Raw genomic sequence first — 24,687 nt, 5'->3', positions numbered from 1 at the left:
GGGATGCGCAGGGACATGACCCGAGAAGCCGACATCGCCGAATTCATCGCCGCACCGGGCGTCGACCAGTCCTGGACGGACAGCTTCTACACCTGGATGCACGAACACCCGGAGCTGTCCGAACACGAGGAGCGGACCGCAGGACACATACTGTCGCGGCTGGCACTGATGGACTGTGAAGTCACCCACGACATCGGTGGTCACGGCATCACCGCCGTGTGGCGGAACGGCGACGGCCCGACGGTGCTGTACCGCGCGGACTTCGACGCACTTCCCGTCACCGAGACCACGGGCGTGTCCTACGCCTCGAAGAACCCGGGGGTCATGCACGCCTGCGGCCATGACGTCCACACCACCGCACTGATGGCGGCCTGTGAGATCCTCGACAGCCGGCGGGACGTGTGGTCAGGTACCTTCATCGCCCTGTTCCAGCCGGCCGAGGAGGTCACCCGGGGAGCCTCGGCGATGATCGCCGACGGGCTGGCGGAGAAGATCCCCGCCCCGGACGTCTGCCTGGGCGCCCACGTGTATCCGGGACCGTCGGGCACGGTGTACTCGGCCCCCGGCCCGGTGATGGCCGCCTGCGACACGATCACCGTGACCCTCCACGGGATCTCCGCCCACGCGTCCTCCCCCCACAACTCGGTCGACCCGACATTCCTGGCGGCGATGATCGTCGTCCGGCTCCAGGGCATCGTCGGCAGGGAGATCGCGGCGGAGGACTTCGGGGTCATCTCGGTCGGGACCCTGAGCTCAGGTCACACGAACAACACCATCCCGGACACCGCCACCCTGGTGCTCAACTGCCGCTTCTACGACACGAAAGTCCGGGACCGGACCTATGCCGCCGTCGAACGGGTCATCCGGGCCGAGTGCCTGGCCTCCGGAACCCCCGCTCCCGCGGACATCGTCTACTCCGCCCACGGAGAGCTCACCGACAATGACGCCGAGGTCCACAAGGTCGTCCGGCCGGTGCTCGACGAAGTGTTCGGGGAGGATTCCGCGGACGCCCCACGGTGGACAGCCTCGGAGGACTTCTCCGAGATTCCCCGGCACTTCGGCGTCCCCTACGAGTTCCTGCTCATCGGATGCACCGACCGGTCCGTGTGGGACGCCGCGGTGGAGGCCGACCGGGTCAACCAGGATGTTCCCACCAACCATTCGGGTAACTTCCTGCCGACGAAAGAGTCCGTGCGCACGGCCGCGGACGCCGCCACCGCCGCACTTCTGGCCTACCTCTGGGAGGAGTGAGCCGCGGAGCCAGCGGTGAGGAACTCCTCCCAGGCCGGCCACTGGCGCAGTGCGTCCGCCACGCCGTAGGACAGTGACCGCCGCAGTTCGGGAATGCTCCTGTTCGTCGAGCTCACCAGCGGCGAGGCGTCCCCCGGGAAAACCAGGACGGCGCGGCCCTCCGACTCCAGACGGTAGAGGCGCTCCATCGTCGCGTTGTAGCGCACGTGCCGGGTCAGCGTGGCCTCCGCCAGCGCCGGCCAGCGGCGCAGGACCGTCCGGGTGAGCCGGGGTCGTGACACCCCTTCCTTGACATAGCCCCGCGGGTGGGTGAGCACGGCGAAGAACAGTCCGAAACCGTCGGCCTCGGCAGCATCCAGCGGCACACCGCCGGAGGAGCCGAACGCCCCGTCCGCGTAGGGCACCCCGTCGACGGTGGGGATCGGCATCGCCAGAGGAATGGAGGAGGACGCCCTGACCCGGAGCATCAGGGCGCCGACATCTTCCACGTCACGGCGTCCCCAGTAGACGCTCTCCCCGGTGTCCGCACGGGTCGCCCCGATGCGGAACGGAGTGTCACCGGACAGGACACGGTCCGCCTCGAACGGTCGCGGCAGGTTGAGGGCGGGAGCCTTCCCGTAGATGTACTCGGCGTTGAAGTAGCCGCGTCCCCTCAGAAGATGACTCCACCCGCCGAACTCCCGCTCTGCGGCGAAGTCGACGAAGTTGCTGCGCAGACGGTCCCGCTCCCCGGAAAGGTAGCTGACCATGTGGCTGGCCCCGGCCGAGATCCCTCCCACCCAGCCGAACTCCACACCCCGGGCCATGAGAACGTCCACGACCCCCGCGGAGTACGCCGCGCGCATTCCCCCACCCTCGAGCAGCAGGGCAGTGTCACGGGCGGCGATCACGGTGACCTACTCCTCTGGAGCCACGGTGAGATCCTCGCCCAGCAGGTGGACGTGGATCATGTTGGTGTTTCCCCTGACCCCGGGAGGTGACCCGGCGGCGATGACCACCAGGTCGTCACGGCCGTAGTCGGGGTCCGCGAGCAGGAGACGGTCGACCTCCTGCATGATCTCGTCGGTCGTGTGCACCCTGCGGGTGAGGAAGGTCCGTGCACCCCAGGTCAGGGACAGCTGGTTGCGCACGTCCTCCGAAGGGGTGAAGACCAGCAGCGGCAGGCGGGAACGGAGACGGGCGATCCTGCGCGCCGTGTCACCCGAGGCGGTGAAGGCGATCAGTGCCCTGGCGTTGAGACGCTCGCCGACCTCCTTCGCGGCGAAACTGATCACACCGCGCTTCGTGCGGGGCAGGTGGCTCAGCGGGGGGACCTCCCCGTCCGTCTCGGCGGCGACGACAATCCGGGACATGGTCTGAACGGTCTGCACCGGGTACTTGCCGACCGAGGTCTCACCGGAGAGCATCACCGCATCGGCGCCGTCGAGGACGGCGTTGGCGACGTCGGATGCTTCGGCACGGGTCGGACGGGAATTCTCGATCATCGAGTCCAGCATCTGGGTCGCCACGATGACCGGTTTGGCGTTTTCACGGGCGATCTGGATCGCCCGCTTCTGCACCAGCGGTACCTCTTCCAGGGGAACCTCCACGCCGAGGTCGCCGCGGGCGACCATCACCGCGTCGAAGGCCAGGATGATCGGTTCGAGGGCGTCGACGGCCTCAGGCTTCTCCAGCTTCGCGATGACCGGGACCCGGCGCCCCTCCTCGTCCATGATCGCGTGGACCAGTTCGACGTCGGCCGTGGACCGGACGAAGGACAGGGCGATGACATCCGCCCCCATCTTCAGTGCGAAGCGCAGGTCGTCGATGTCCTTCTCGGACAGGGCGGGCACGGAGATGTCCATACCGGGCAGGGAGACGCCCTTGTTGTTGGACACCGGGCCGCCCTCGACAACCTCACAGATCACGTCATTACCTTCGACGGCCTTGCACACGAGACCGACCTTGCCGTCGTCGACGAGGAGCCGGTCCCCCGGGCGGGCGTCGCGTGCCAGTTCACGGTAGGTGGTGGAGACCCTGTCGTGGGTACCGGGGACGTCGTCGACGGTGATACGCACCTCTTCACCGTCAGCCCAGTAGGTCTTACCGTCGATGAACCTGCCCAGGCGGATCTTAGGCCCCTGAAGGTCGGCGAGAACGCCGACCGGCTTCCCCGCGGCAGCGGACGCTTCCCGGACCCATTCGTAGTTCTGCTGGTGGTCCGCATGCTCCCCGTGGGAGAAGTTGAGCCGGGCGACATTCATCCCGGCGTCGACGAGCTCCCGGATCTTCTCCCGGGAGGCTACGGCGGGGCCGAGGGTGCATACGATCTTGGTGCGTCTACTCACGGTTCCCGAGGATAGACCTGCATCCGGGACGCCGCTACCGCGGGGCCGGTCACCGGCCCGCAGCGCGGGGACCGTCCGGAGACTGAGGTCCCGCAACCCCGGACCCGTCGGAATCTTCCGCCGGGTCCCGGCCTTCACCTGCGGTTTCCTCCGCATCCACCGGCTGTCCATCCCCGGATGTACCGGATGTACCGGCAACCTGCTCCGGCGTCTCCCTGGTGCGCTGGCGGGTGGCGACGAACAGGACCGCCGCGCACACGAAGACCACCGCGGAGGTCACCGAGTTGATCCTCACATCCCCGAACACAGTCGTCGCCTCATCGGTCCTCAGCAGCTCGATGAAGAACCGACCGAAAGTGTATCCGGCGACGTACAGCATGAACACGCGTCCACCACCGAGGCGGAACCTGCGGTCCGCCCAGACGAGCAGTACGACGACGAGCAGGTTCCACAGCAGTTCATAGAGGAAGGTCGGTTGGACGAGCTTCTCCACCACGCCGGTGGAGATTCCGTCCATGTTGTCTGTCTGACCGCTGGAGTTCACCCTCCGGTAGATCTCCAGCGCCCAGGGAGCGTCGGAGGGACCCCCGTAGAGTTCCTGGTTGAACCAGTTGCCGAGTCGTCCCACCGCCTGGGCGAGGAGAATGGGAGGTGCCACGGCATCAGCGAACGGTGCCAGGGGCAGCTTCTTGTACCGCAGCACCGCCCAGACCGCCAGACCGCCGAACAGGACCGCACCCCAGATGCCCAGACCACCGTTGGTGATGTTCAGGGCGTCTGTCCACTGCCTGCCCTCCCCGAAGTAGCGGTCATGGTCGGTGATGACGTGGTAGACCCTGCCGCCGACGATGCCGGCGGGCACCGCAGCGATCGCACAGTCGATGACGGTGTCTCCACTGCCACCGCGGGCGGTGTAGCGCCGGACGGTCCACCACACTGCGATGACGATCCCGGTGAGGATACACAGCGCATAGGCGCGCAAGGTCAGCGGCCCGAGGTGCCACACCCCGCGGGGCGGGGAAGGAATGGACGCCAGAACCATGGAACTCCCCGTCAACATCGCCCGCTACCTCCGGACACCGTCGTGGAGGTCGGAGGCCAGGTCCCGGAGCGCACCGGCTCCCCTGCCCGCCGCCGTGATCAGGGCGGAACCGACGATGACGCCGTCAGCGAAGTCGGCGATGGCGGCAGCCTGGTCTCCCGACTTCACCCCGAGCCCCACGGCGACCGGCAGGTCGGTGGCGGCGCGCACCCGGGCGACGACCTCGCGTGCATCGGAGGAGACGTCCTCCTGCGCACCGGTGACACCCATGTGCGACTGGGCGTAGATGAACCCGCCACCGGCGTGCACGGTCATGTCGAGGCGCTCGGGGGTCGTCGACGGTGCGACGAGGTAGACGTTGTCGAGCCCGTTGGCCCGGCAGGCCTCGCTCCAGCGGGCGGACTCCTCCGGAAGCAGGTCCGGGATGATGGCCCCGAGGCCTCCTGCGGCGGCGAGCTCCCGGGCGAACTTCTCCGGACCGTACTGCAGGACGGGGTTCCAGTAGCTCATGATCACCGCGGCACTGCCCGCCGCGACGACAGCCTCAACAACCCGGAAAGTGTCACGGACCCGGAAACCGTTCCTCAACGCCTCGGTTCCGGCCGCCTGGATCGTCGGACCGTCCATCATCGGGTCACTGAAAGGGATACCCACCTCGACAAGGTCGGCGTACCGGGCCAGTACAGTGACCAACTCCACAGAGTCCCCGACCGTCGGATAGCCGGCGGGCAGGTAGCCGACGAAGGCGGAACGCCCTTCGGCGACAGCAGCGGTGAAGATCTCGGACAGGGCGCTCATCGGTTCTCCTCGGAATCGGCGGGGTGCAGGTTGAACCAGGTAGCGGCCGTGTCGACGTCCTTGTCTCCCCGCCCGGAAATGTTCACGATGAACAGCGGCTGTCCGCCGTCAGCGGTTGTCCTGGTGCCGTCGGCGTATTCGGCGGCGGTCTTCACGGCGAGAGCAACTGCGTGGGACGACTCAATTGCCGGGATGATCCCCTCGGTCCGCGTGAGCAGCCGGAACGCCTCCATGGCTTCGGTGTCGGTCACCGGCCGGTACTCGGCCCGTCCGATATGGGCCAGATAGGAGTGCTCCGGGCCGACCCCCGGGTAGTCCAGCCCCGCCGAAATGGAGTGGGACTCGATGATCTGACCGTCCTCGTTCTCCATCAGCGCAGCGAAGGATCCCTGGAAGACCCCCTCGCGGCCCACGGTGATCGGTGCCGCATGACGGCCTGTCTCCACCCCGTCACCCCCCGCCTCCGCCCCGAGGAGGGCGACACCCTCATCGTCGATGAAGCGGTGGAACAGCCCGATGGCGTTCGAGCCGCCGCCGACGCAGGCCAGCACCGCGTCAGGGAGCCTCCCCTCGGCGGCGAGGATCTGGCCGCGCGCCTCAACCCCGATGATCCTCTGCAGGTCACGGACCATCTCAGGGAACGGGTGCGGGCCGGCGGCGGTGCCGAAGGCGTAGTAGGTGTCGTCGGCGTGGGAGACCCAGAAGCGCATCGCCTCGTTGATGGCGTCCTTCAGGGTGGCGGAACCTGCGGTCACCTCGACAACCTCGGCACCGAGCAGACGCATCCGGGCGATGTTGAGGGCCTGCCGTTTCGCGTCGACCTCCCCCATGTAGATCCGGCAGTTCAGCCCCAGCAGCGCACACGCCGTGGCGGTGGCGACACCGTGCTGACCCGCGCCCGTCTCCGCGATGACGTTGGCCTTGCCCATCCGCTTGGCGAGGAGGACCTGTCCCAGCACATTGTTGATCTTGTGGGAGCCGGTGTGGTTGAGGTCCTCACGCTTGAAGTACACCTTCGCCCCGACCTTCTCCGAGAAGTTCGGGCCGTAGTACAGGGGCGACGGACGCCCGGTGTAGTTCCGGTGCAGGTCATCGAGGGTCTCCAGGAAGGAGGGGTCGACGCGGGCCTTACCCCAGGCGTCCTCGATCTCCGTGACGACGGCCATGAGGGCCTCGGGAATGTAGCGGCCTCCGTAGTCGCCCCAGTGGCCGAGCTCGTCGGCGTCGTGGGCGGTCGGGGTCGCAATGACCTCACCTGCCGTCGGGAGACCAAGAGGGTTCTTCGCGGAATCAGTACTCACGGGCTCCGACTGTACCCTGCGCCCTCCCGCCGTTCCTGCGACAGTCCGTCAAACGTACAGCCCGGACGCCCCGCTCCTCTCCCGCTCAGAAGCGCGGGAACGCAGGATGCTGGCCAGCCGCCACCAGCGACCGGCACGCCTGCCCCGGATTCGGTGCAGTGACCAGTCCCTCTCCCACGAGAATCGCATCCGCCCCCGCGGCCGCGTAGGTCTGCAGGTCGGTCTTGCTGCGGACCCCGGACTCGGCGACCTTGACGACCCCCTCCGGAATCATCGGGGCGATCCTCCCGAACACCGTGGTGTCCACCTCCAGGGTCCGGAGGTTCCTGGCGTTGACACCCACCACCTTCGCACCCACGGACAGTGCCCTCTCGCACTCCTGCTCGGTGTGCACCTCCACCAGCGCCGTCATGCCCAGGGACTCGGTCCTCTCCAGCAGTGACTCCAGCCGGTCCTGCTCGAGGGCGGCGACGATGAGGAGGATGACATCGGCCCCGTGGGCCCGTGCCTCGTGGATCTGGTACGGGGTGGTGGTGAAGTCCTTACGGAGCAGGGGGACGTCCACAGCTGCCCGGACCCTGTCGAAGTCCGCCAGGGAGCCGTGGAAGCGACGCTCCTCCGTCAGACAGCTGATCACCGCCGCACCGTTGGCCTCGTAGGCCCTGGCGAGGATCTCCGGCTCGGGAATCTCGGCGAGATGCCCCTTCGAAGGGCTGGCCCGTTTGACCTCGGCGATGACACTGACGGAGGGCGCCGACAGGGCGGACAGGGCATCCCGGGGAGCGGGGGCGTCCAGGGCACGGGCCTTGATCTCCGCGAGCGGGACCTCAGCTTCGCGGCGGGCGGTGGCCTCCCGGACACCCGCGATGATCTCGTCGAGAACAGTCATGCGCCCATGGTAGCCGCCGGGACACCCCGGGTCTCAATCAGCCCGACTGTCCCGCTCCGTCGGATCGACCCCGGCGTCGAGTGCGTCCCAGATCACCCTCCCCGACCCCGGATCCTCCCGGAGATCCTCGACCACCCCTTCGCGACGCGCCTCCGGGGTCTCGTAACGGCTGTGCCCGTGGCGGGCCTGCCCCGGCTTCATGGCCAGCAGGACACCACCGACAATTCCGCACGCCGCGGCGGCGAGGGCGAGGATCACAGGGAAGGTGTGGACGCTGGCGTCGGTCACCACCGCCCATTCGGAGATCTGTACCGGTGAGGACTGCCGCTGGGTGGCGGCACCGCTGGTCAGAAGCTGCTGCGCCCGGTCCAGGTCGGGATCACCGCCGAGCAGGGCCACCGCCGCGAAACCGGCGACCGCCGCCAGGGCGGCACTGACACCCCCCAGGACGCGCCGGGCCACCGGAGGCAGCGCGAAGGAGAGGATCATCGCCGCGAGCATCGCCAGGGCCAGGGGAGTCCCGGCAGCATCCCACACCCGACCGATGATCTCCTTGGTGGACTCCCCGGTCTTGTCGTCGGACACGGTGGCGGTCAGCCAGGTCATCTGACCGGTACCCCACAACCCGGCCGCGCTGAGCACGGTGAGCCCCAGAGCCAGGCTCCGGCCGTCAAGCTTCCTGCGTACCCTGCCTCCGGTACTGTTCCGGGCCGCGTCGTCGTTCCGGGCCGCGTCGTCGTCCCGGTCCTCTGCCCCGGTCGTGTCACGGGTCGCGTCGCTCACCGGTCCACCCCCACCGGGCGGACCGTCTCCGCCGCGGCTACCGCACGGAGAACTGCGAGAGCCTTGTTCCTGGTCTCCAGGTCCTCAGCCTCGGGGTCGGAGTCCGCGACGATTCCACCACCTGCCTGGACGAACACCGTACCGTCGCGGTAGAGCCCGGTACGGATGGCGATGGCCTGGTCGGTGTTTCCCGAGAAGTCGAAGTACCCGACCGTGCCCCCGTAGACTCCCCGGCGTGTGTCCTCCAGCTCGTCGATGATGGCCAGGGCCGACGGCTTCGGAGCACCCGACAGTGTCCCTGCCGGGAAGGTGGCGGTGAAGGCGTCGAGCGCCGTCTTTCCCGGGGCCAGCCTTCCTGACACCCCGGAGACAAGGTGCATGATCGCGGAATACCGCTCCACGTGACGGAAGTCGTGGACGGTGACGGTCCCCGGCTCACAGACTCTGCCGAGGTCGTTGCGTCCCAGATCGACCAGCATGAGATGCTCGGAGTTCTCCTTCTCGTCGGCGAGCAGCTCTTTCTCCAGCAGCTGGTCCTCCTCGAAGTTCGCCCCACGGGGACGCGAACCCGCGATCGGGAACGTCGTCACCCTGCCGTCCTGCACCTGCACCAGTGACTCCGGTGACGAGCCGATGATCTGGAAGTCCGTCCGCGAGAAGTCGTCGGAGGGAATGTTGACGAGGAACATGTAGGGACTCGGGTTCGCCACGCGCAGCATGCGGTAAATGTCCGTCCCCGGCACCTGGGTGTCCATCTCGAAGCGTTGTGACAGCACGATCTGGAAGGCGTCCCCGGCGAGGATGTGCTCCTTGCACAGTCCGATCCGCCGGATGTGCTCCTCCCTCGTCCGCTGGCGCCGGAACTCGGGGTCGGGGGTCGAGAACGTCACGGCCGGCAGCTCTGACGGGGTGGCGAGCCGCCGTTCCATCTCCTCCACCCGGGCGACGGCGTCCTCGTAGGCCTGTTCGATCCGGTCATCCGAACCGTCCCAGTTCACGGCGTTGGCGATGAGCCAGATGGTGCCCTCGTGGTGGTCGACGACGGCGAGGGTGTCGACGAGAAGCTGGACCATGTCCGGGACATGGAGGTCGTCGACACAGGTGTCGGGGAGATCTTCGATGTAGCGGACCATGTCATGGCCCATGTAGCCGACCAGGCCCGAGCTCAGGGTCGGTAACCCCGGCAGAGGCTCGGTGTGCAGGACATCGAGGGTGTGACGCACGGCCTCCACCGGGTCGGTGGGGCCGTCGACCAGGTCTGACGGGGCGTTACCGGTCCAGTGCGCCTGCCCGTCCCTGGCCACCAGGGCACACCGGGCACCGGTGCCGATGAAGGAGTGGCGGGACCAGGACTGTCCGGGGGCGGCGGACTCCAGGAGGAAGGTCCCCGGCCGGTCCCCCGCGAGTTTCATGTAGGCGCTCAGGGCACTCTCGCCGTCGGCGAGGACTTTGCGCACCACGGGAACCACCCGGTGGCGGGCGCCGAGTCGGCGGAAGGTGTCCAGAGAAGTGATCTGGTACGGGTCTGTAGTCATCGCTGCCATCCTAGGCCAGTCGGTCTGCGTCGAAGCAGCTGTGGTCTCCTGTGTGGCAGGCCCCGCCGGTCTGGTCGACCTTGAGCAGTACCGTGTCACCGTCGCAGTCCAGGCGGACCTCGTGGACGTACTGGGTGTGTCCGGAGGTCTCCCCCTTGACCCAGTAGCTGCGGCGGGACCGTGACCAGTAGGTGCCCTTGCGGGTGGCGAGGGTGTGGGCCAGGGCGTGGTCGTCCATCCAGGCGAGCATGAGGACGTCACCGCTGGACAGTTCCTGGACGACCGCGGGAACCAGACCCGCGGCGTCCCTCTTCAGCCGTGCGGCGATGGCCGGGTCGAGGTCGAAGTCTGCGGGGTCGGTACGGCCGGTCACCTCCGGACCTCGATTCCGGCCTGCGCCATCGCGTCCTTGACCTCTCCGACGGTGATGTCACCGAAGTGGAAGACGGAGGCCGCGAGGACGGCGTCTGCCCCGGCCCTGACGGCAGGAGGGAAGTCCTCCGCCTTACCTGCACCGCCTGAGGCGATGACCGGAATGGTGACTGCGGCACGCACCAGGCGGATCAGTTCCAGGTCGAAGCCTTCGCGGGTACCGTCGCCGTCCATGGAGTTCAGCAGGATCTCGCCGACGCCGAGCTCCTGCCCGCGCCGTGCCCACCCGACGGCGTCAAGCTCCGCAGATCTGGTTCCTCCGTGGGTGGTGACCTCGAATCCGGAGGGTTGCGGGCGTCCTCCCTCGGGCACACGGCGGGCGTCGACCGAGAGCACGATGCACTGCGCGCCGAAGCGCGCGGAAAGCTCACTGAGCAGTTCGGGACGCCGTATCGCCGAGGTGTTCACCGACACCTTGTCCGCACCGGCGCGGAGCAGCTGGTCGACGTCGTCCTCGCTGCGCACCCCGCCACCGACAGTCAGCGGGATGAAGACCTGGTCCGCGGTGCGGCGCACCACGTCCAGCATCGTTCCCCGCCCCTCCTTCGACGCCGAGACGTCGAGGAAGGTCAGTTCGTCGGCGCCTTCGGCGTCATAGCGCGCGGCGAGTTCGACCGGGTCACCGGCGTCACGCAGGTTCCCGAAGTTGACCCCTTTGACGACGCGGCCTTCGTCGACGTCCAGACAGGGGATGACACGTACTGCGACACTCATCGGATACCTCCACGGTCCTTGACGTCCTGGGCGGTGCGGGCGGCGGAGCCGATCGACACCGACTGGATGTGTCTGAGCAGGTTGGCGTGGACCTCCGGCTCTCCGGCGACGATGCCGGAGACACCGGGGACCCACCTGTTGCCGGCGAAGTCCGTGACCTCTCCCCCGTTCTCGCGGATCATCAGGATGCCGGCGCAGTTGTCCCACAGATTCGGGCTGAAGGTCACGGTGCCTCCGAAAACTCCGGCCGCGGTGAAGGCGAGGTCTATCCCGCAGGATCCGGTGACCCGCATCCGTGGATAGGTCCGGCCGATGGCATTGAGCATGTCCTGACGGTACGACACCGGAAGATTGCCCCGCCGCTGGGACAGGATCGAACCGAAACCGATCTGGGTCAGACCGGGGTCCGACGGCGGCATGGGACGGGCGGGGTGCCCGTCGACGAAGAGTCCGTGCCCCTTCCTCGCGGTGATGCGGCTGCCCAGCAGCGGCATCTCGCAGACGGCGACCACGGCCTCCCCTTTGTGCACGAGGGAGACCAGGATGCAGCACAGCGGATTGCCGACAGCGTAGTTCGCGGTCCCGTCTATGGGGTCGACGACCCAGCAGGTCTCCGGGAGTTCGTTGAGACCGGGGTTCGACGGCTCATGGGAGGGACTGCGGGGGCCGTCGAACTCGTCGGCGTACTCGTCGTTGGGGTTGACCTCGACCTGTTCCCCGGGACGGACGACCCCGTACTCCTCCCCGTGCACCGGTAGTCCGGTGTACCGGGTGAGCAGTGAGCGCAGCTGCCGTTCCACGGACAGGTCCGCTTCGGTGGCGAAGTCTCCGGGACTCTTCATCACCGAAGGGTCGGCTCCCACGGCTGCGGTGAAGGTGGTCTCCGCCTCGTCGACGGCGGCTTCGGCGATCGCGAGGAGGGAACGGGTGTCGATCTCGTGCTCGACGATCTCGGTGGCGCGGAGCTCCGGTGCATTCTCCGCACCGGTGGACAGGCTGCTGTCGGGCGAATCGGTCATCGGATCTGCTCCTGCGACCCGCCGCGGGCGACGGCGAGTGCCTCTTCGAGGGTGAACCGTCCGGCGTAGAGGGCCTTGCCCACGATGGCCGAGTCAACCCCTTCGTCGACGACGGCGGCGAGGGCGGCGATGTCCCGGAGCTCAGAGATGCCGCCGGAGGCGACCACCGGTGCCGAGGTCGCCGCGGCGACCTCGCGCAGCAGTTCGATGTTCGGACCGGAGAGCATGCCGTCACGGGAGACGTCGGTGACCACGAACCGTGAGCATCCTTCGGAGTCCAGCCGCTCGAGGACCTCCCACAGGTCGCCGCCGTCGGAGACCCAGCCCCGGCCCCGCAGCCTCCACTCACCGTCGATCTCACGGGTGTCCAGGCCCACGGCGACCCGGTCCCCGTACTCTCCGATGACCCGGCGGCACCACTCCGGGTTCTCGAGGGCCGCGGTCCCGACGTTCACCCGGCGGCAGCCGGTGGACAGCGCGCGTTCGAGGGAGGCGTCGTCCCGGATACCGCCGGACAGTTCGACGTCGACGTCGAGACGCCCGATGACCTCGCTGAGCTGCTCGAAGTTGCTGCCGGTGCCGAAGGCGGCGTCCAGGTCGACCAGGTGCACCCACTGTGCCCCGGCGTCCTGCCAGGCCAGTGCGGCATCCAGGGGCGCACCGTAACCTGTCTCGGAGCCGGAGGCTCCCTGGACCAGACGGACGGCCTGTCCGTCACGGACGTCGACGGCGGGAAGCAGTGTGAGAGTCATGGGAACATCCTAACGCGGGGACAGACGGGGAAGTCGTATGGTGGGACCGAGTATCCCACAGTGTGGATACATGGTCGGGTACAGGGGTGGAGGTCAGAGGGTGGCCAGCCAGTTGCGCAGCAGCAGCGCACCGGCCTCCCCCGATTTCTCAGGATGGAACTGGGTCGCCCACAACGGACCGTTCTCGACCGCGGCGACGAAGCGGCAGTCCTCGTGCTGCGCCCAGGTGACCTTGGGTGCCTCCGTATGACCGTCCGTCTCCAGCTCCCACTCCCGGGCCGCATACGAGTGCACGAAGTAGTACCTCTCCTCCGGCCGGGCACCGGCGAACAGCTGACTGTCGGCGGGAGCCCGGACTGTGTTCCAGCCCATGTGCGGCAGAACCTCCGCCTCCAGTTTCGTCACCGTGCCGGGCCACTGGCCGCAGCCGTCGGTACCCGGACCGTCACCGTCGGAGCCCTCGGTCCCGAAGGAGAAGAGGACCTGCATACCGACGCAGATACCGAACACGGGGCGTCCCCCCGAAAGGCGCAGGTCGATGAGACGGTCCCCGTGGACCGCCCGCAGCCCGGTCATACAGGCACCGAAGTTGCCGACCCCGGGCACGAGAAGCCCGTCTGCGTTGAGCACCGTGTCCGGATCAGCGGTGACCGTGACCTCCGCGCCCACATGTTCCAGAGCCCGTTGGGCCGAACGGAGGTTACCGGAGCCGTAGTCGAGCAGTGCGACCGAAGGAGTTGCCATGACCGTCGATTCTAGCCTCCGCGACGCACCGCCACAGCGTCAGGGCTCACCGACGGAAGCCCGTGGTCAGACGGCGCAGCCGGGTCCGGATGTTGTGCTCCTCGACCACCCGGTGCCTGCCGAGGAAACGGTCGGCGCCCAGGGTGACCGTCCCCAGCCCCACCAGCCCTGCGCCGGCGAGGAACACTCCGCCGTAGCCGGAGGAGGCTGCGACGACGCCCAGAACTGCCGAGCCGGTCCCGGTCCCGGAGTCGAAGGACATGTTCCATGTGGCGGACGCCTCAGAGACCCGGTCCCTGGGCATCCTGTCGAACATCATCAGCAGGGTCTCCGACTGGACCCCTCCGAATCCCAGCCCGAACAACGCCGCCGACGCCAGCGCACCGACAACAAGGCCCGGCCCCGTGGGGGCGGCATGGATCACGGCCGCCATCGCCAGCATCCCCCCGACCGCACAGAGGGACGCCCAGACGACGAGCCTTCCCGGCTCCCCGATACGGTCGGCCCACGAACCCGAGATGACGCGGCCGAGGATCTGCGCCCCTCCGGTGACCGCCAGCGCGGACCCGGCCACCGTCGCGGCAGCCGCAGGGTCGATACCGTCGACCGCGGGGGCTGCGAAGGCGGACAGGGCACCGAAGCCCATCGCACCGGTGCACAACCCGACCACCGGTACGAACGCCAGTTTCCACAGCGGGGCGTGTCCGGCTCCCGGACCTGTCTCGGCACCGACCGGAGCGTCTGCGTCGTCACCTGCCTGCGGCGTCCTCTTCTTCCCCGGTTCGGCTCGCAGCGGGGGGACGCCGACGGCACCGACCGCACCGACGACACCGCACAGGACGGCAACGAGGAAGACGCTGTCACCGGCACGGGTGTACAGGGTCAGCCCGATACTGAAGCCGAGTATCTCCCCCACACCGATGGCCGCACCGAAAAAGGCGTTCGCCCGGCCCAGCTGGCGGGGCGGCACCAGCTCTGCGAGCAGTGCGGACTGTGCGACGGTGACGGCACCGAAACCGGTTCCCCGCACAGCGGAGACCACGAGAACCAGCCAGGGTCCTCCGTCGATGAGGTAGAACGCCGAGGGAACCCCCAGCAGCACCGAGGCGGCGATCATCACCGGCACATAGCCCACCGACCGCAGAAGGCGGGGGACGAAGAACTGTGTGACCACCGTGGCTGCCATGAAGACGCCGGTGGACAGTCCGGCGAGGGTGTCGCCGTAACCGTCGTCGAGCATCGCCACCGGAATCACCGGCAGCAGAAGGGACCAGCCGAGGAAAGCGCAGAAGACACTGAGCAGTGTCAGGGGAAGACCCTTGACTTTGAGTACCGCCAGTGCAGTGCCCCCAGTCGTCACAGTGTTCCCTTGGTGGACGGGACCCCCGTGACCCGCGGGTCGGACTCGGTCGCGGCCCGCAGGGCGCGCGCCACCGCCTTGAACTCCGCCTCCGTGACATGGTGGGGGTCACGGCCGTAGATGCACCGCACGTGCAGGGCGATCTTCGCGTTGAACGCCAGCGACTCGAAGAAGTGCTGGTTGATCACGGTGGCGTAGTGCCCGCCGATGACGGTGGTGAGCATGGTGTCCGGCTCACCCGTGCCCACGTAGTAGGGACGGCCCGACACGTCCACGACCGCCTGCACCAGGGTCTCGTCCATGGGGATCCAGGAGTCGGCGAAGCGCCGGATACCGCGCTTGTCCCCGAGCGCCCGGGCCAGCGCACTTCCGAGGACGATCGCGGTGTCCTCCACGGTGTGGTGGGCGTCCACCTCGGTGTCCCCGTCCGCATGCACGGTGAGGTCGAAACTCCCGTGGGTGCCGAAAGCGGTGAGCATGTGGTCGAAGAAGGGCAGACCGGTGTCCACCTCGGTCACTCCGGTGCCGTCGAGGTTGATCTCGACTGTGACGGATGATTCCCGGGTGACCCGCTCAATACGGCCGATGCGCGGTGTGCTCACTTGTACTCTCCGATGATCTTGTCTGCGGCGGTCAGGAAGGCGTCGTTCTCCGCGGGCAGGCCGACAGTCACCCGGAGATGACCCGGCACACCCACGTCGCGGATGAGGACGTCGTAGTCGAGGAACTTCTGCCAGACCTCGTGCGCGTCAGGTTCCACCTCACCGGAGGAGACCCCCGGCTCCCCGGCGGGCCCTGCGGCGTCTGCGACTGTACCCGTCCCTGTACCCGTCTCTGTGCCGGCGAAAGGCACCCGGAAGAAGATGAAGTTCGACTCGCTCGGCACCACCCGGTAACCCATGTCCACCAGAGCTGCCTCGACCCGGATCCTCTCGTCACGGATCGCGGCGACAGTGGCCAGCGTTTCACCGGCGTGCCTGAGGGCGACCCTCGCCGCCGCCTGGGACAGGGTGGAAAGGTGGTACGGCAGCCGCACCAGCATGACCGCCTCGATGAACGCCGGGTCGGCGACGAAGTAGCCGAGCCTGCCTCCCGCGAAGTCGAAGGCTTTCGACATCGTCCTCGACACGACCAGGGACTTCCGGTGGTCGGCCAGCAGTGTCACGGCACTGGGTCCGTCGGAGAACTCCGCGTAGGCCTCGTCGACGATGACGATTCCCCCGACCTCCTCTTCTGCCGCGATGATGCGGCGCAGATCCTCCAGGGGGGTCACCCCCCCGGTCGGATTGTTCGGGGTCGTGACGAAGACGATGTCGGGACGCCGTGAGCGGATCTCGGCGACCGCGGCATCGACGTCGATGTCGAAGTTCTCCCCGGTCCGCGGCACCGCGGTGAACTCCGTCTGGGTACCGGAGGCGAGGATCGGGTGCATGGAGTAGCTCGGAGTGAATCCCATCACCTGGCGTCCGGGCCCGCCGAACGCCTGGAGCAGCTGCTGGAGGATCTCGTTGGATCCGTTGGCCGCCCACACCTGGTCACGGGTCACCCGGACACCGGTCCGTGTGGAGACGTAGGACGCCAGGTCGTCACGCAGCTCGGTGGCGTCCCGTTCAGGGTAACGGTTCAGGGTGGTGGCGAGCCTGCGCACCTCCTCCACGAGCTCTCCGACGAGCCCCGGGGAGGGCGGGTAGGGGTTCTCATTGGTGTTCAGCTGGTTGGTCACGCTGAGCTGGGGCGCACCGTAGGCGGACTTCCCGCGGAGCTCAGGTCGAAGTGGAAGGTCGTTGAGACCGGTCATGTCAGCTCCTCAGCTCTCTGAGTCCGTCGCGGTGCCTGCTGCAGCGCCTGTCGCGGTGTCACCGAACCGTGCCCTGACCGCTTCACCGTGCGCGGGCAGCCGCTCAGCGTCGGCGAGGGTGACGACCGTGTCCGCGACCTCCTTGAGGGCGTTGCAGTCGTACCGGATGACGTCGACATGCTTCAGGAAAGTGTGCGTGGACAGTCCCGAGGAGTGCCGTGCGGTACCGGAGGTCGGCAGCACATGGTTGGACCCCGCGGCGTAGTCACCCAACGGAACCGGGGAGTACGGGCCGATGAAGACCGCCCCGGCATTCGTGATCCGCGCCGCCACGGCGTCGGCGTCCACGGTCTGGACCTCCAGGTGCTCGGCGGCGTAGGCGTCAGCGACCCGGACGGAGGCGTCCAGGTCGTCGGTGAGGATGATCCCGGACTGGACACCGGTCAGTGCCTCACTGACCCGGTCGTGGTTGAGAGTGACCCGGTAACGCTGCGTGATCTCCCGGTCCACGGCGTCCGCCAGTTCCTCGGAGTCCGTGATGAGCACGGACGCCGCCATCGGATCATGTTCCGCCTGGCTGATGAGATCGTAGGCGACCGCCACCGGGTCTGCCTCCGCGTCCGCCAGTACAGCGATCTCGGTCGGCCCCGCCTCCGAGTCGATCCCGACGACCGAGCGGCACAGGCGCTTCGCCGCGGTGACGAAGATGTTCCCCGGCCCGGTGATGAGGTCGACGGGGTCGAGCCCCTCCGCGTCGTCACCGTAGGCCAACAGAGCGACCGCCTGGGCACCCCCGACCGCCCAGATCTCGTCCACCCCGAGCAGTGAACAGGCGGCGAGGACGGTCGGGTGCGGCCAGCCGCCGCAGTCCGCCTGCGGCGGAGAGCAGACCACCAGTGAACCGACACCGGCCTCCTGGGCAGGAACGACGTTCATGATCACCGAGGAGGGGTACACGGCCTTACCACCGGGGACGTAGAGGCCCACGCGGTTGACCGGAATCCACCGCTCTCCGACGAGGCCTCCGGGGGCGATCTCCACGGTCGCGTCCGCGGGAACCTGGGTGGCGTGGAAGGCGCGGACGCGGGAGATCGCCTCGGTGAGGGCGTCGGTGATCTTCGGGTCGAGGTTCGCGGCGGCACCGGCGACCACAGAATCCGGCACGCGGACTGCAGCGGGCCGGACATGGTCGAACTTTTCGCCGTAGTCCAGGGCAGCGGCCGCACCGCCGTCACGCACTGCGGTGACCACCGGTGTCACCGCCGGCAGCACATGGTCGATGTCGACACCTCCGCGGGGCAGGATGCGGCGGAGTTCGGCGGTCGAGGGGGTCTTTCCCCTCAGATCCAGACGCGAAAGCATGAGCTGGGATCGTCTCCTCAGGTGATGGTCGGGTATCGTCTGCAGATTCTAGACGTAGAGCACACAGCCGACGGGACGGAGGGTCTTGAGCACGATGGCAGAACCGGGGCAGGGTCCGGATCCTGAAGGTTCCCGGAACAGTGACGACAGGAAGATCCGGGAACTCACCGGACTCCTCCGGGAGTCGCTCGCCGCATCAGCGCGCGGCGACCACGCGGAAAGCTGGTCGTTGACGAGCCGTTTCGCCACCGAGTTCTGGCTGGCGTCCCCTGACGACCTGCCCGACGGGCTGACCGGACCCGAACGGACCGAGTTCCACGTCCTCCGCGCCGCGGCAGCCGACCGCATGGACCTTCACGACGAAGCCGTAGCCGAGATCCGGGCCTGGCGTACGGCTGCACAGTCCACCGGTGCCGCAGGTCCGGCGCTCCTGGCACTGGCGTCGCTGACCCTCGTGGCGATGACGGTGGAGTGCGACGACGCCGTGCTCACCACCACCCTGCCCCCGTCGGCCGCCCTGCTCCATGACCTGGCCGGTGAGATCTCCGGGCTCGGAGCCCGGCCGGACAGCGACCTGACCGCGGAAGAACGCGTATGCCTGTCTCTTGCCGCAGGTGCCGGCCTCACCTGCGCGACCTCGACTGAACACACTGCGATGCGGGGGATCTTCCGCGAATTCGTCGACCGGTTCACCACCCTGGCAGGCCAGGAGGGCGACCGGATCCTCACCCGCGCCCAGCAGCTGCACGCCGACGGCCGCACCGCCGACGCGGTGGACACGGTCTCGACGTACCTCGCCCGTCTGGACGTCGCGACGTCCCCGACACAGGTCTACGAAGCCCATGACATGCTGGGATTCTTCGCCCTCACCGCCGGTGACACCGCAGGCGACATGGACGCCGAGGGCGTACTACGGCACTGGCGGGTCTGCGCCGATCTTGCGCTGGAGACCGGGGCACCGCTGGAAGGACTCCACCGTGCCGAACAGGTCTGTCAGCTGCTCAACGCCGAAGGCGACTACGACTCCGCCTATGAGCTGGCGCGACGCTATGACGCAGCCCTCGACGGTGCCCCGGTGGGCCCCGCCCTGCTCAACCTCCGCGCGGTTCGTGCACGTTCCGCTCTGGGAGCAGACCTCCCCTATGAAGCTTTCGCACTCGCGGCGTCCACAGCGGACTGGTCGGCACTCACCGGTGACGACGAGCGGACCCTCGCCTGCCTGTCCATCGCCGCGATGGCGGCGGAGGACGCGGGCGAGGCAGGCACCTCCGGGTCATCGAACTCGGGCGAGACGGTTGTCGCCCTGCTGGAGCGTGCCGCCGCACTCCACCTCGACCGGGAAGAGCCGGTCGACGCCGCCCGGATGCTGCGCACAGCCGCCCGCGAGCGGTGTTCCTCCGGGGAGTTCTCCCGGGCAATCGAACTGATGGAGAGGGCACTGCGTGTCCTCGAGGATCCCGCGACACCCGCCCAGGTTCCGGCGACCGTGCCCGGTGACGACGGTTCCGACATGCTGACCTGGCATGTCGCCGACTGGAACGAGGACATGTCCTCAGTGTGGGAGATGGCTGACCGCCCGGACCTCGCCGTCGGTTACGCCGAACGCGCCGCCAGACTTTTCCGTGAGGCCAGGGACCACTCCGGCGCCGCTCTCAACTGGGTCAGTGCCGCAGAAATGTACCTGGACCAGGGCGACGGCGACTCCTGTGACCGCGCCCTGGACCTGGCACACAGTGAGCTCACCAGGCTCCCCGGCCCGGCCGGGGGCGGGGAGCCTGCCGACACCGGTGAGAACGCCGCCTGGGAGGGCTACCTCGCACTGAGGAACCTGCGCCAGGGCTAGACCGGGCCCCCTACGACCCGGCCCCCCTGAACAGTCACCTGCCGCGGCCACCCCGCACGGTCACCGGACAGCTGCCTAGAGTGACCGCTCGAACGCCCGGTCGGAGGAGAAGAGGGCACAGGCCCAGTACACCAGAACCGCTGCCGCCGGAGCGACCAGGAACCCCACCCCGGCACCGACATCGGCGACGAGGGTGACCTGCTGTCCTGCGACGAGGTCCCCGTCCAGGTCGGTTGCCCTGAAATGGGAGGTGACGTAGCCCCCGAACAGCAGGAACACGCCGGAACCCAGGAAGGACAGGACGCCGGCCCCCAGCAGTGCCACCGGTCCCCGCAGACTGCGGGCGGCGGCGAACATCCACCCGGCAAGTGCGGCACCCAGTATGCCCGTCACGATCACGTACATGCCGAATGCGGTGACCGGGGCGTCCTCCCCGGAGAGACCGGTCACGGCGGTGAGGTCGTCGGTCACCTCACCGGTGGTCACCGGCTGCCACCAGCCCCAGGCGGCACCGGCGACAGCGAAGACGATGAGTGCCAGGGCGGTCACCCTGCCCCATTCTCCGAGTGCTCTCCTGTTCATACTGAAGGACAGAGCGTCCAGGCCCCGTTCTCCCTCTGGAGGGGCACCTCCTGGGTACTGTCCTGTCCCTGGACCGTCCCGACGGCGGTGGCGGTGGCCCGGTCACCGTCGACGCGGATATCCCTGACTTCGGTGACCTGGTTGGCCAACTGCCCCTGAGTGGCCCCGCCACTGGTCTGGCGCAGGGCGTCGACCTGCTGCTGGAGTACATCCCGACCACCTCGTGAAGCGAGATAGGCACTGCAGGAGTGGTCCACGGTGTACTGCATGGCATCCGCCACGGGGATGTCACCGTTGAGCCCCATGATCAGGTCAGTGATCTGCCGGCTGTCGTCGCCTGCGGGCTGACCTGCTGCAGGGGCGGGTGCTCCCGGGGCGGCGGGGTCACCCGGGGCGGCGCCCGCCCCGTCGGGGCCCTGGCCGTCGGGGGATCCCGGTGCCGCGGGGTCGGCAGGAGCGGAAGGATCGCCGGAAGTTGAGGCCTGACCGTCTCCGTTGTCGGCCGGGGCGGCCGACGATACTCCCGACGCCCCGGACGACGCCCCGGACGAGGCTCCGGATGCGGCTGCTGCGGCACTGTCCGATGCCGGGTCTCCGTCATCTGATCCACAGGCGGTGAGGGCGAGGACTCCTGCGAGCACCACTGCCGTCACCGCGCCGGGCCCGCGCCTGAGCCCGGATCTGAGCCCTGTGCGTCCGAAAGCCATGTCGTTGAAATCCCTTCAGTCCCGGAGATCCTGCAACGGGACGCTGCAGAATGACATTCCTGTCCGAGGTTACATCGACGGTGACCGCGATCCGTTATCCCGGCTAGACTCGGTCAGCGTGCAGCTCAACCGGGAAGTCATTCTTGACGCCGCTTTCGACATCCTCGACGCCTACGGGCTCGGTGACCTCAGCATGCGTCGGTTGGCACGTAACCTGGACGTGGCGCCGGGCGCCCTGTACTGGCATTTCTCCGGAAAGCAGGCCCTGCTCGGCGCAGTGGCCGACAGGATCCTGGAGGGCCCTTCCGGCAGCACCGCCGACGTCGGGGAGTCCGGGGGCCGGGACGCCGGTCCGGAGGCCGGGTCCCCTGACTGGAGGGCCCGGACTCTCGCGGAGGTGGACCATCTCGTCCACAGACTGCTGTCCACCCGGGACGGTGCCGAGATCGTCGCAGCCTCTCTGGCCACCGGTGCTCTCGGGGTCGATCCCGTCGAACAGGTCTCGGCGGCCCTCCGGGGGGCCCCGGCCCGTGACGTGGGGCTGGCGGCGTGGGTGACCGTACGCTATCTCCTCGGAGCGGTGACGGAACTGCAGACCGCCCGTTCCGCCGGAGCGGAATCGGACGGAGCCGGTGACGGGTCTGTCACGCGGATTCTCGCCGGTGCAGGTCTCATCCTTGACGGCGTCGCAGCTCCCTCAGGTTCCCCGGGTCAGGGCCCGTCAGAACACGGCATTTCAGGACCGGACACGGCAGCCCCGCCGGCGTCCCGCGGCAGTCAGCCGAATCACCAGGAAGCGGATCACCAGGAAGCGGAAGGTTCACAGTCATGACCGACGACTCGCGCCACAGTGCGGCACAGAGTTCTTCTGAAACCCCCGACGACGCCGTCACCGTGACCGCCCACGGTGCCGTGGTCACTGTCGCGTCAGACGGGGTGCACGTCCACAGGACGCCGATGGGACGGACTCTTCTTCCCCCCGAGCTCACGGTCCGGCGCGACCAGCTGAGAGGGTGGTACCACCATGCCCCCACCGCCGCATCACCCGGGTGGATCCAGTTCTCCCTGCAGGACATCCCGGAGTTCGGCGTGGCCCGTCCGCTGCGCGGATACCCGGCGACGCACGGGGTGTCCACCGTGGTGGCTTTCGCCCCCGGACAGGACAGCGAGTTCACTGCAGTGCATGCCGCCCTCACCGCGTTGCAGAGCGGCCTCCGGCCGGAGGACGCCACCCTCGCCCTCCCCGGGGACGCCGGCCCCCTCCCGGCCACTGCGGTCGGGGACGCTGACACCACTGCGCCTGCCTCCGGCGTTGGCGCGACCACTGCCGGGGTCGGCGACTCCGGCGGGGACCGATCATCCGGCAGTCCGACGTCCCCCGGTACCGGGCGCCCGGACCGCGGTGGACGTCAGGGGGCACGGCACAGTGGCGGGGGCGACTGGAAACGGGTGTCCACACCGGACGTCGTCCCGGAACCGGATCTCACCGCGGACGCCGACAGTCCCGTGTTCGGGCAGAACGTCACTGTCACCGGTGACTTCGACCCGTACAGCAAAGGCGAGGTCTGGGACATGATTGCCGCGGCAGGAGGGACGGTGGGAAAGAACGTCACGAAGAAGACCACTGTACTTGTCGTGGGCACCTGGGAGTCCGTCACCAGCAAGGAGAAACGTGCCAGGGAGCTCAACGAGAAGGGCCAGGGGATCGAGATCTGGAGCTTCGACGAGTTCCTGGACAAGATCGGCAGACCACGGCGTCCTGACTTCTCCGAGGTCAGGGACACCGACGCGCCGTTCTGACGGGCCGGACCCGGTACGGTGTGTGCGGGGGGTGGAGGTGCGGGGACATGAAGGGAACCTCCGGGGGGTCCGCGGAGTCCTACTGGGGCATGGACTCCTGCCTGCACCTGCTGCCGATCACCGGCCCCGTCCCCGGACCCTGTGACATCTACTCCACGGGAACGGCGCTGCTCATCCCCCTCGGTGCAGGTCTCGTCACCGGAATACGACAGTCCGGAGCGGACGGCACCCGCTGCCTCACCACCGATGACCTTGTCGTGAGAGACACCACGGTCGGTGGCCTGTGGGCCGATGCCGCGCTGGAGATGCTCGCCGCCCTGGGGAGGCTGACCGCAGCTCACGGAACGTCCCTGCGTAGGCGACGCCTCGGAGCGGGCTTCCACGAGGTCGGCGTCATCGACGACCTCTTCCCTGCCGCCGGGTTGATAGCACATCCGCTGCTCCTTCGACCGACGCTGCGGGTACTCCGTGGAGGACCCGTGGTCACCACGACGGAGTCAGGGCGCCTGCTCGTCGCGGAACCCGGGTGTCAACTTCCTCCGTCGGGGCAGCTCAGCGCTCTACTCGGTGGTGAAGCCTGCGGTCCGGCCCTGAGGTTGACCGCCGGTGCCCTACTGTAAAGGCCATGGGTTCGTACGATTCCGCGCTCCACGACTACGACGTCTGGCTGGCCGACCACCCCACGGTCACGGACGACATCCGGCGGGTGCTCTCCGATGAGCTCAACGACGCCGGCATCTCCTACGACCAGGTGTCGGTGAGGATCAAGGACAGGAGGAGCTTCCTCACGAAGCTGCGGAACCCCGCGTTCCCCGAGTACCGTGACTTCGCCTCCGCCCACGATGTGATAGGCATCAGGGTCACCGTGTTCACCACGTCAGGAATCCCGTTGCTCGTCGGGGTGATGAGGAATCTCTTCGCCGTCGAGGATGTCGTCGACAAGGCGGAGAAGGCCAGGGCGGAAGGCAGCTTCGGCTATGCTTCCCGCCACGTGATCGCCCGGGTGGACCACCGTCGCCTTCCCGGTCTGGGCAACCACACCGACCTGGACGGGAGGCTGGTGGAGATCCAGCTCAGGACAGTGCTCCAGCATGCCTGGGCGGAGTTCGAGCACGACATCCGCTACAAGAATCCGGACGAGGACCTTCCCGTCGAGGTCCACCGGGCGTTCACCCTGGCGGCGGGCCTCATCGAACTCGCAGACGGTCAGTTCGACGAGATCCAGAGGATCGTCTCCTCCGCGGTCAACGCCCCTGAGGACGCCGAACTCACCGCAACGACACTGCCCGGGGTGCTCACCATGATCCTCGGATCCGCCTACCCCACTTCGAAGGCCGACTACTACGGGTTCGCCGTCGACATGCTCGCAGCACACGGGATCACCACCATCGGGGAACTCGGTGCCCTGTGCAGTCCGGAGAATCTGGCACGGTTGATGGACGCGATGGACTACGGTTACGCGCCGGGCCAGGTGAGGCTTGTCGACGACCTCCTCCTGCTCACCTACGGTCGCGACCACATCCGCAGGACAGTCCACATCGGCGACAATCCCGGGTCACGGCCGGGAAGACTGGGTAACCGGTGGCAGCGACTCACCGGTGCCGACCGCAGGTGACGACAGCAGGTGACGACCGTAGGAGAAAGCGCC

The 24,687-nt window shown here is 68.2% G+C and carries 25 protein-coding genes; 6 read left to right on the top strand and 19 right to left on the bottom strand.

Annotation, left to right across the window (positions count from 1 at the left end; all coding sequences use genetic code 11):
• Nucleotides 1-15: 15 nt before the first annotated feature.
• On the top strand, nucleotides 16-1,251 hold the full coding sequence (locus tag E0E18_RS01045) for an amidohydrolase (RefSeq protein WP_130839108.1): 1,236 nt from the start codon (nucleotides 16-18) through the stop codon (nucleotides 1,249-1,251).
• Here the strand turns inward: E0E18_RS01045 and E0E18_RS01040 are convergent.
• The 17 genes from E0E18_RS01040 to hisD all read right to left on the bottom strand — a co-directional run bounded on the left by E0E18_RS01040 (nucleotide 1,233) and on the right by hisD (nucleotide 18,107).
• On the bottom strand, nucleotides 1,233-2,141 hold the full coding sequence (locus E0E18_RS01040) for a patatin-like phospholipase family protein (protein ID WP_130839107.1): 909 nt from the start codon (nucleotides 2,139-2,141) through the stop codon (nucleotides 1,233-1,235). The two genes, E0E18_RS01045 and E0E18_RS01040, sit on opposite strands and share 19 nt — an antisense overlap.
• A 6-nt stretch (nucleotides 2,142-2,147) precedes the next feature.
• Nucleotides 2,148-3,578: a pyruvate kinase gene (gene pyk, locus E0E18_RS01035; protein WP_130839106.1), complete on the bottom strand. Its 1,431-nt coding sequence runs from the start codon at nucleotides 3,576-3,578 to the stop codon at nucleotides 2,148-2,150.
• 49 nt (nucleotides 3,579-3,627) lie between these two features.
• On the bottom strand, nucleotides 3,628-4,620 hold the full coding sequence (gene lgt, locus E0E18_RS01030; protein ID WP_130841100.1) for a prolipoprotein diacylglyceryl transferase: 993 nt from the start codon (nucleotides 4,618-4,620) through the stop codon (nucleotides 3,628-3,630).
• A gap of 24 nt (nucleotides 4,621-4,644) precedes the next feature.
• Complete coding sequence (trpA, locus tag E0E18_RS01025; protein ID WP_130839105.1) at nucleotides 4,645-5,418, bottom strand: tryptophan synthase subunit alpha; 774 nt, start codon at nucleotides 5,416-5,418, stop codon at nucleotides 4,645-4,647.
• Nucleotides 5,415-6,719 (bottom strand): tryptophan synthase subunit beta, encoded by a 1,305-nt coding sequence (gene trpB, locus E0E18_RS01020; RefSeq protein ID WP_130839104.1) that lies wholly within the window; start codon nucleotides 6,717-6,719, stop codon nucleotides 5,415-5,417. Before trpB ends, trpA begins: the two co-directional genes overlap by 4 nt.
• Before the next feature lie 85 nt (nucleotides 6,720-6,804).
• Nucleotides 6,805-7,608 (bottom strand): indole-3-glycerol phosphate synthase TrpC, encoded by an 804-nt coding sequence (trpC, locus tag E0E18_RS01015; protein ID WP_130839103.1) that lies wholly within the window; start codon nucleotides 7,606-7,608, stop codon nucleotides 6,805-6,807.
• A 33-nt stretch (nucleotides 7,609-7,641) separates the two neighbouring features.
• Nucleotides 7,642-8,268 carry a TIGR02234 family membrane protein gene (locus E0E18_RS01010; RefSeq protein ID WP_110482528.1) on the bottom strand — a complete coding sequence of 209 codons (627 nt, stop codon included), beginning with the start codon at nucleotides 8,266-8,268 and terminating at the stop codon, nucleotides 7,642-7,644.
• Nucleotides 8,269-8,387: 119 nt separating this feature from the next.
• Nucleotides 8,388-9,935: an anthranilate synthase component I gene (locus tag E0E18_RS01005; protein WP_066588858.1), complete on the bottom strand. Its 1,548-nt coding sequence runs from the start codon at nucleotides 9,933-9,935 to the stop codon at nucleotides 8,388-8,390.
• Nucleotide 9,936: 1 nt separating this feature from the next.
• Nucleotides 9,937-10,299, bottom strand: coding sequence for a phosphoribosyl-AMP cyclohydrolase (gene hisI / locus E0E18_RS01000; protein ID WP_066588860.1), 363 nt, complete (start codon nucleotides 10,297-10,299; stop codon nucleotides 9,937-9,939).
• The gene (hisF, locus tag E0E18_RS00995; RefSeq protein ID WP_066588862.1) at nucleotides 10,296-11,072 is read right to left on the bottom strand and encodes an imidazole glycerol phosphate synthase subunit HisF; all 777 of its coding nucleotides are present in this window, start codon (nucleotides 11,070-11,072) and stop codon (nucleotides 10,296-10,298) included. Before hisF ends, hisI begins: the two co-directional genes overlap by 4 nt.
• Nucleotides 11,069-12,091: an inositol monophosphatase family protein gene (locus tag E0E18_RS00990; protein ID WP_078057427.1), complete on the bottom strand. Its 1,023-nt coding sequence runs from the start codon at nucleotides 12,089-12,091 to the stop codon at nucleotides 11,069-11,071. Before E0E18_RS00990 ends, hisF begins: the two co-directional genes overlap by 4 nt.
• A complete protein-coding gene (gene priA, locus E0E18_RS00985) occupies nucleotides 12,088-12,843 on the bottom strand; it encodes a bifunctional 1-(5-phosphoribosyl)-5-((5-phosphoribosylamino)methylideneamino)imidazole-4-carboxamide isomerase/phosphoribosylanthranilate isomerase PriA (RefSeq protein WP_066588864.1) in 756 nt (251 codons plus the stop codon). The genes E0E18_RS00990 and priA overlap by 4 nt, the downstream gene beginning before the upstream one ends.
• A gap of 93 nt (nucleotides 12,844-12,936) precedes the next feature.
• The gene (gene hisH, locus E0E18_RS00980) at nucleotides 12,937-13,587 is read right to left on the bottom strand and encodes an imidazole glycerol phosphate synthase subunit HisH (RefSeq protein ID WP_130839102.1); all 651 of its coding nucleotides are present in this window, start codon (nucleotides 13,585-13,587) and stop codon (nucleotides 12,937-12,939) included.
• A gap of 46 nt (nucleotides 13,588-13,633) precedes the next feature.
• On the bottom strand, nucleotides 13,634-14,947 hold the full coding sequence (locus E0E18_RS00975) for an MFS transporter (RefSeq protein WP_130839101.1): 1,314 nt from the start codon (nucleotides 14,945-14,947) through the stop codon (nucleotides 13,634-13,636).
• Nucleotides 14,944-15,549 (bottom strand): imidazoleglycerol-phosphate dehydratase HisB, encoded by a 606-nt coding sequence (gene hisB / locus E0E18_RS00970; protein ID WP_066588881.1) that lies wholly within the window; start codon nucleotides 15,547-15,549, stop codon nucleotides 14,944-14,946. Before hisB ends, E0E18_RS00975 begins: the two co-directional genes overlap by 4 nt.
• Nucleotides 15,546-16,745 (bottom strand): histidinol-phosphate transaminase, encoded by a 1,200-nt coding sequence (locus tag E0E18_RS00965; RefSeq protein WP_066588885.1) that lies wholly within the window; start codon nucleotides 16,743-16,745, stop codon nucleotides 15,546-15,548. Before E0E18_RS00965 ends, hisB begins: the two co-directional genes overlap by 4 nt.
• Nucleotides 16,746-16,754: 9 nt before the next feature.
• Entirely contained in the window at nucleotides 16,755-18,107 is a 1,353-nt protein-coding gene (gene hisD / locus E0E18_RS00960; RefSeq protein WP_130839100.1) for a histidinol dehydrogenase, read from the bottom strand.
• 94 nt (nucleotides 18,108-18,201) lie between these two features.
• Between hisD and E0E18_RS00955 the strand changes: the two genes are divergently transcribed.
• Nucleotides 18,202-19,950: a hypothetical protein gene (locus E0E18_RS00955; RefSeq protein WP_130841098.1), complete on the top strand. Its 1,749-nt coding sequence runs from the start codon at nucleotides 18,202-18,204 to the stop codon at nucleotides 19,948-19,950.
• Between the two features lie 75 nt (nucleotides 19,951-20,025).
• On the opposite strand, the gene E0E18_RS00950 is transcribed toward E0E18_RS00955, so the two are convergent.
• Entirely contained in the window at nucleotides 20,026-20,532 is a 507-nt protein-coding gene (locus E0E18_RS00950; RefSeq protein WP_110481519.1) for a hypothetical protein, read from the bottom strand.
• Nucleotides 20,529-21,239: an Rv0361 family membrane protein gene (locus E0E18_RS00945; protein ID WP_130839099.1), complete on the bottom strand. Its 711-nt coding sequence runs from the start codon at nucleotides 21,237-21,239 to the stop codon at nucleotides 20,529-20,531. Before E0E18_RS00945 ends, E0E18_RS00950 begins: the two co-directional genes overlap by 4 nt.
• Nucleotides 21,240-21,357: 118 nt before the next feature.
• Between E0E18_RS00945 and E0E18_RS00940 the strand changes: the two genes are divergently transcribed.
• From E0E18_RS00940 to E0E18_RS00925, 4 genes are read left to right on the top strand one after another with little or no spacing between them, the layout of a single operon-like run.
• On the top strand, nucleotides 21,358-22,071 hold the full coding sequence (locus tag E0E18_RS00940; protein ID WP_130839098.1) for a TetR/AcrR family transcriptional regulator: 714 nt from the start codon (nucleotides 21,358-21,360) through the stop codon (nucleotides 22,069-22,071).
• Nucleotides 22,068-23,039 carry a BRCT domain-containing protein gene (locus E0E18_RS00935; protein WP_130839097.1) on the top strand — a complete coding sequence of 324 codons (972 nt, stop codon included), beginning with the start codon at nucleotides 22,068-22,070 and terminating at the stop codon, nucleotides 23,037-23,039. The genes E0E18_RS00940 and E0E18_RS00935 overlap by 4 nt, the downstream gene beginning before the upstream one ends.
• A gap of 47 nt (nucleotides 23,040-23,086) precedes the next feature.
• Entirely contained in the window at nucleotides 23,087-23,659 is a 573-nt protein-coding gene (locus E0E18_RS00930; RefSeq protein WP_237559574.1) for a hypothetical protein, read from the top strand.
• A 5-nt stretch (nucleotides 23,660-23,664) separates the two neighbouring features.
• The gene (locus E0E18_RS00925) at nucleotides 23,665-24,654 is read left to right on the top strand and encodes a GTP pyrophosphokinase (protein ID WP_066588913.1); all 990 of its coding nucleotides are present in this window, start codon (nucleotides 23,665-23,667) and stop codon (nucleotides 24,652-24,654) included.
• Nucleotides 24,655-24,687 lie beyond the last annotated feature (33 nt).

The sequence above is a fragment of the Corynebacterium neomassiliense genome (genome assembly GCF_900626215.1).
In the GTDB taxonomy this organism is placed as follows: Bacteria; Actinomycetota; Actinomycetes; order Mycobacteriales; family Mycobacteriaceae; genus Corynebacterium; species Corynebacterium neomassiliense.
Note: the sequence above shows the minus strand (reverse complement) of the source record. Positions and strands in the feature narration are given on the sequence as shown.

What these genes read in the sequence shown, in the direction of transcription:
- E0E18_RS00955 (WP_130841098.1), top strand. Translation starts at nt 18,202, where the DNA reads ATGGCAGAACCGGGGCAGGGTCCGGATCCTGAAGGTTCCCGGAACAGT.
- E0E18_RS00945 (WP_130839099.1), bottom strand. Translation starts at nt 21,239, where the DNA reads ATGGCTTTCGGACGCACAGGGCTCAGATCCGGGCTCAGGCGCGGGCCC.
- trpA (WP_130839105.1), bottom strand. Translation starts at nt 5,418, where the DNA reads ATGAGCGCCCTGTCCGAGATCTTCACCGCTGCTGTCGCCGAAGGGCGT.
- trpC (WP_130839103.1), bottom strand. Translation starts at nt 7,608, where the DNA reads ATGACTGTTCTCGACGAGATCATCGCGGGTGTCCGGGAGGCCACCGCC.
- E0E18_RS00990 (WP_078057427.1), bottom strand. Translation starts at nt 12,091, where the DNA reads ATGACCGATTCGCCCGACAGCAGCCTGTCCACCGGTGCGGAGAATGCA.
- E0E18_RS01045 (WP_130839108.1), top strand. Translation starts at nt 16, where the DNA reads ATGACCCGAGAAGCCGACATCGCCGAATTCATCGCCGCACCGGGCGTC.
- E0E18_RS00950 (WP_110481519.1), bottom strand. Translation starts at nt 20,532, where the DNA reads ATGAACAGGAGAGCACTCGGAGAATGGGGCAGGGTGACCGCCCTGGCA.
- E0E18_RS00925 (WP_066588913.1), top strand. Translation starts at nt 23,665, where the DNA reads ATGGGTTCGTACGATTCCGCGCTCCACGACTACGACGTCTGGCTGGCC.
- priA (WP_066588864.1), bottom strand. Translation starts at nt 12,843, where the DNA reads ATGACTCTCACACTGCTTCCCGCCGTCGACGTCCGTGACGGACAGGCC.
- E0E18_RS01005 (WP_066588858.1), bottom strand. Translation starts at nt 9,935, where the DNA reads ATGGCAGCGATGACTACAGACCCGTACCAGATCACTTCTCTGGACACC.
- E0E18_RS00965 (WP_066588885.1), bottom strand. Translation starts at nt 16,745, where the DNA reads ATGACCGGTCTCAACGACCTTCCACTTCGACCTGAGCTCCGCGGGAAG.
- hisH (WP_130839102.1), bottom strand. Translation starts at nt 13,587, where the DNA reads ATGGCAACTCCTTCGGTCGCACTGCTCGACTACGGCTCCGGTAACCTC.
- E0E18_RS00930 (WP_237559574.1), top strand. Translation starts at nt 23,087, where the DNA reads ATGAAGGGAACCTCCGGGGGGTCCGCGGAGTCCTACTGGGGCATGGAC.
- lgt (WP_130841100.1), bottom strand. Translation starts at nt 4,620, where the DNA reads ATGGTTCTGGCGTCCATTCCTTCCCCGCCCCGCGGGGTGTGGCACCTC.
- hisF (WP_066588862.1), bottom strand. Translation starts at nt 11,072, where the DNA reads ATGAGTGTCGCAGTACGTGTCATCCCCTGTCTGGACGTCGACGAAGGC.
- hisD (WP_130839100.1), bottom strand. Translation starts at nt 18,107, where the DNA reads ATGCTTTCGCGTCTGGATCTGAGGGGAAAGACCCCCTCGACCGCCGAA.
- E0E18_RS00935 (WP_130839097.1), top strand. Translation starts at nt 22,068, where the DNA reads ATGACCGACGACTCGCGCCACAGTGCGGCACAGAGTTCTTCTGAAACC.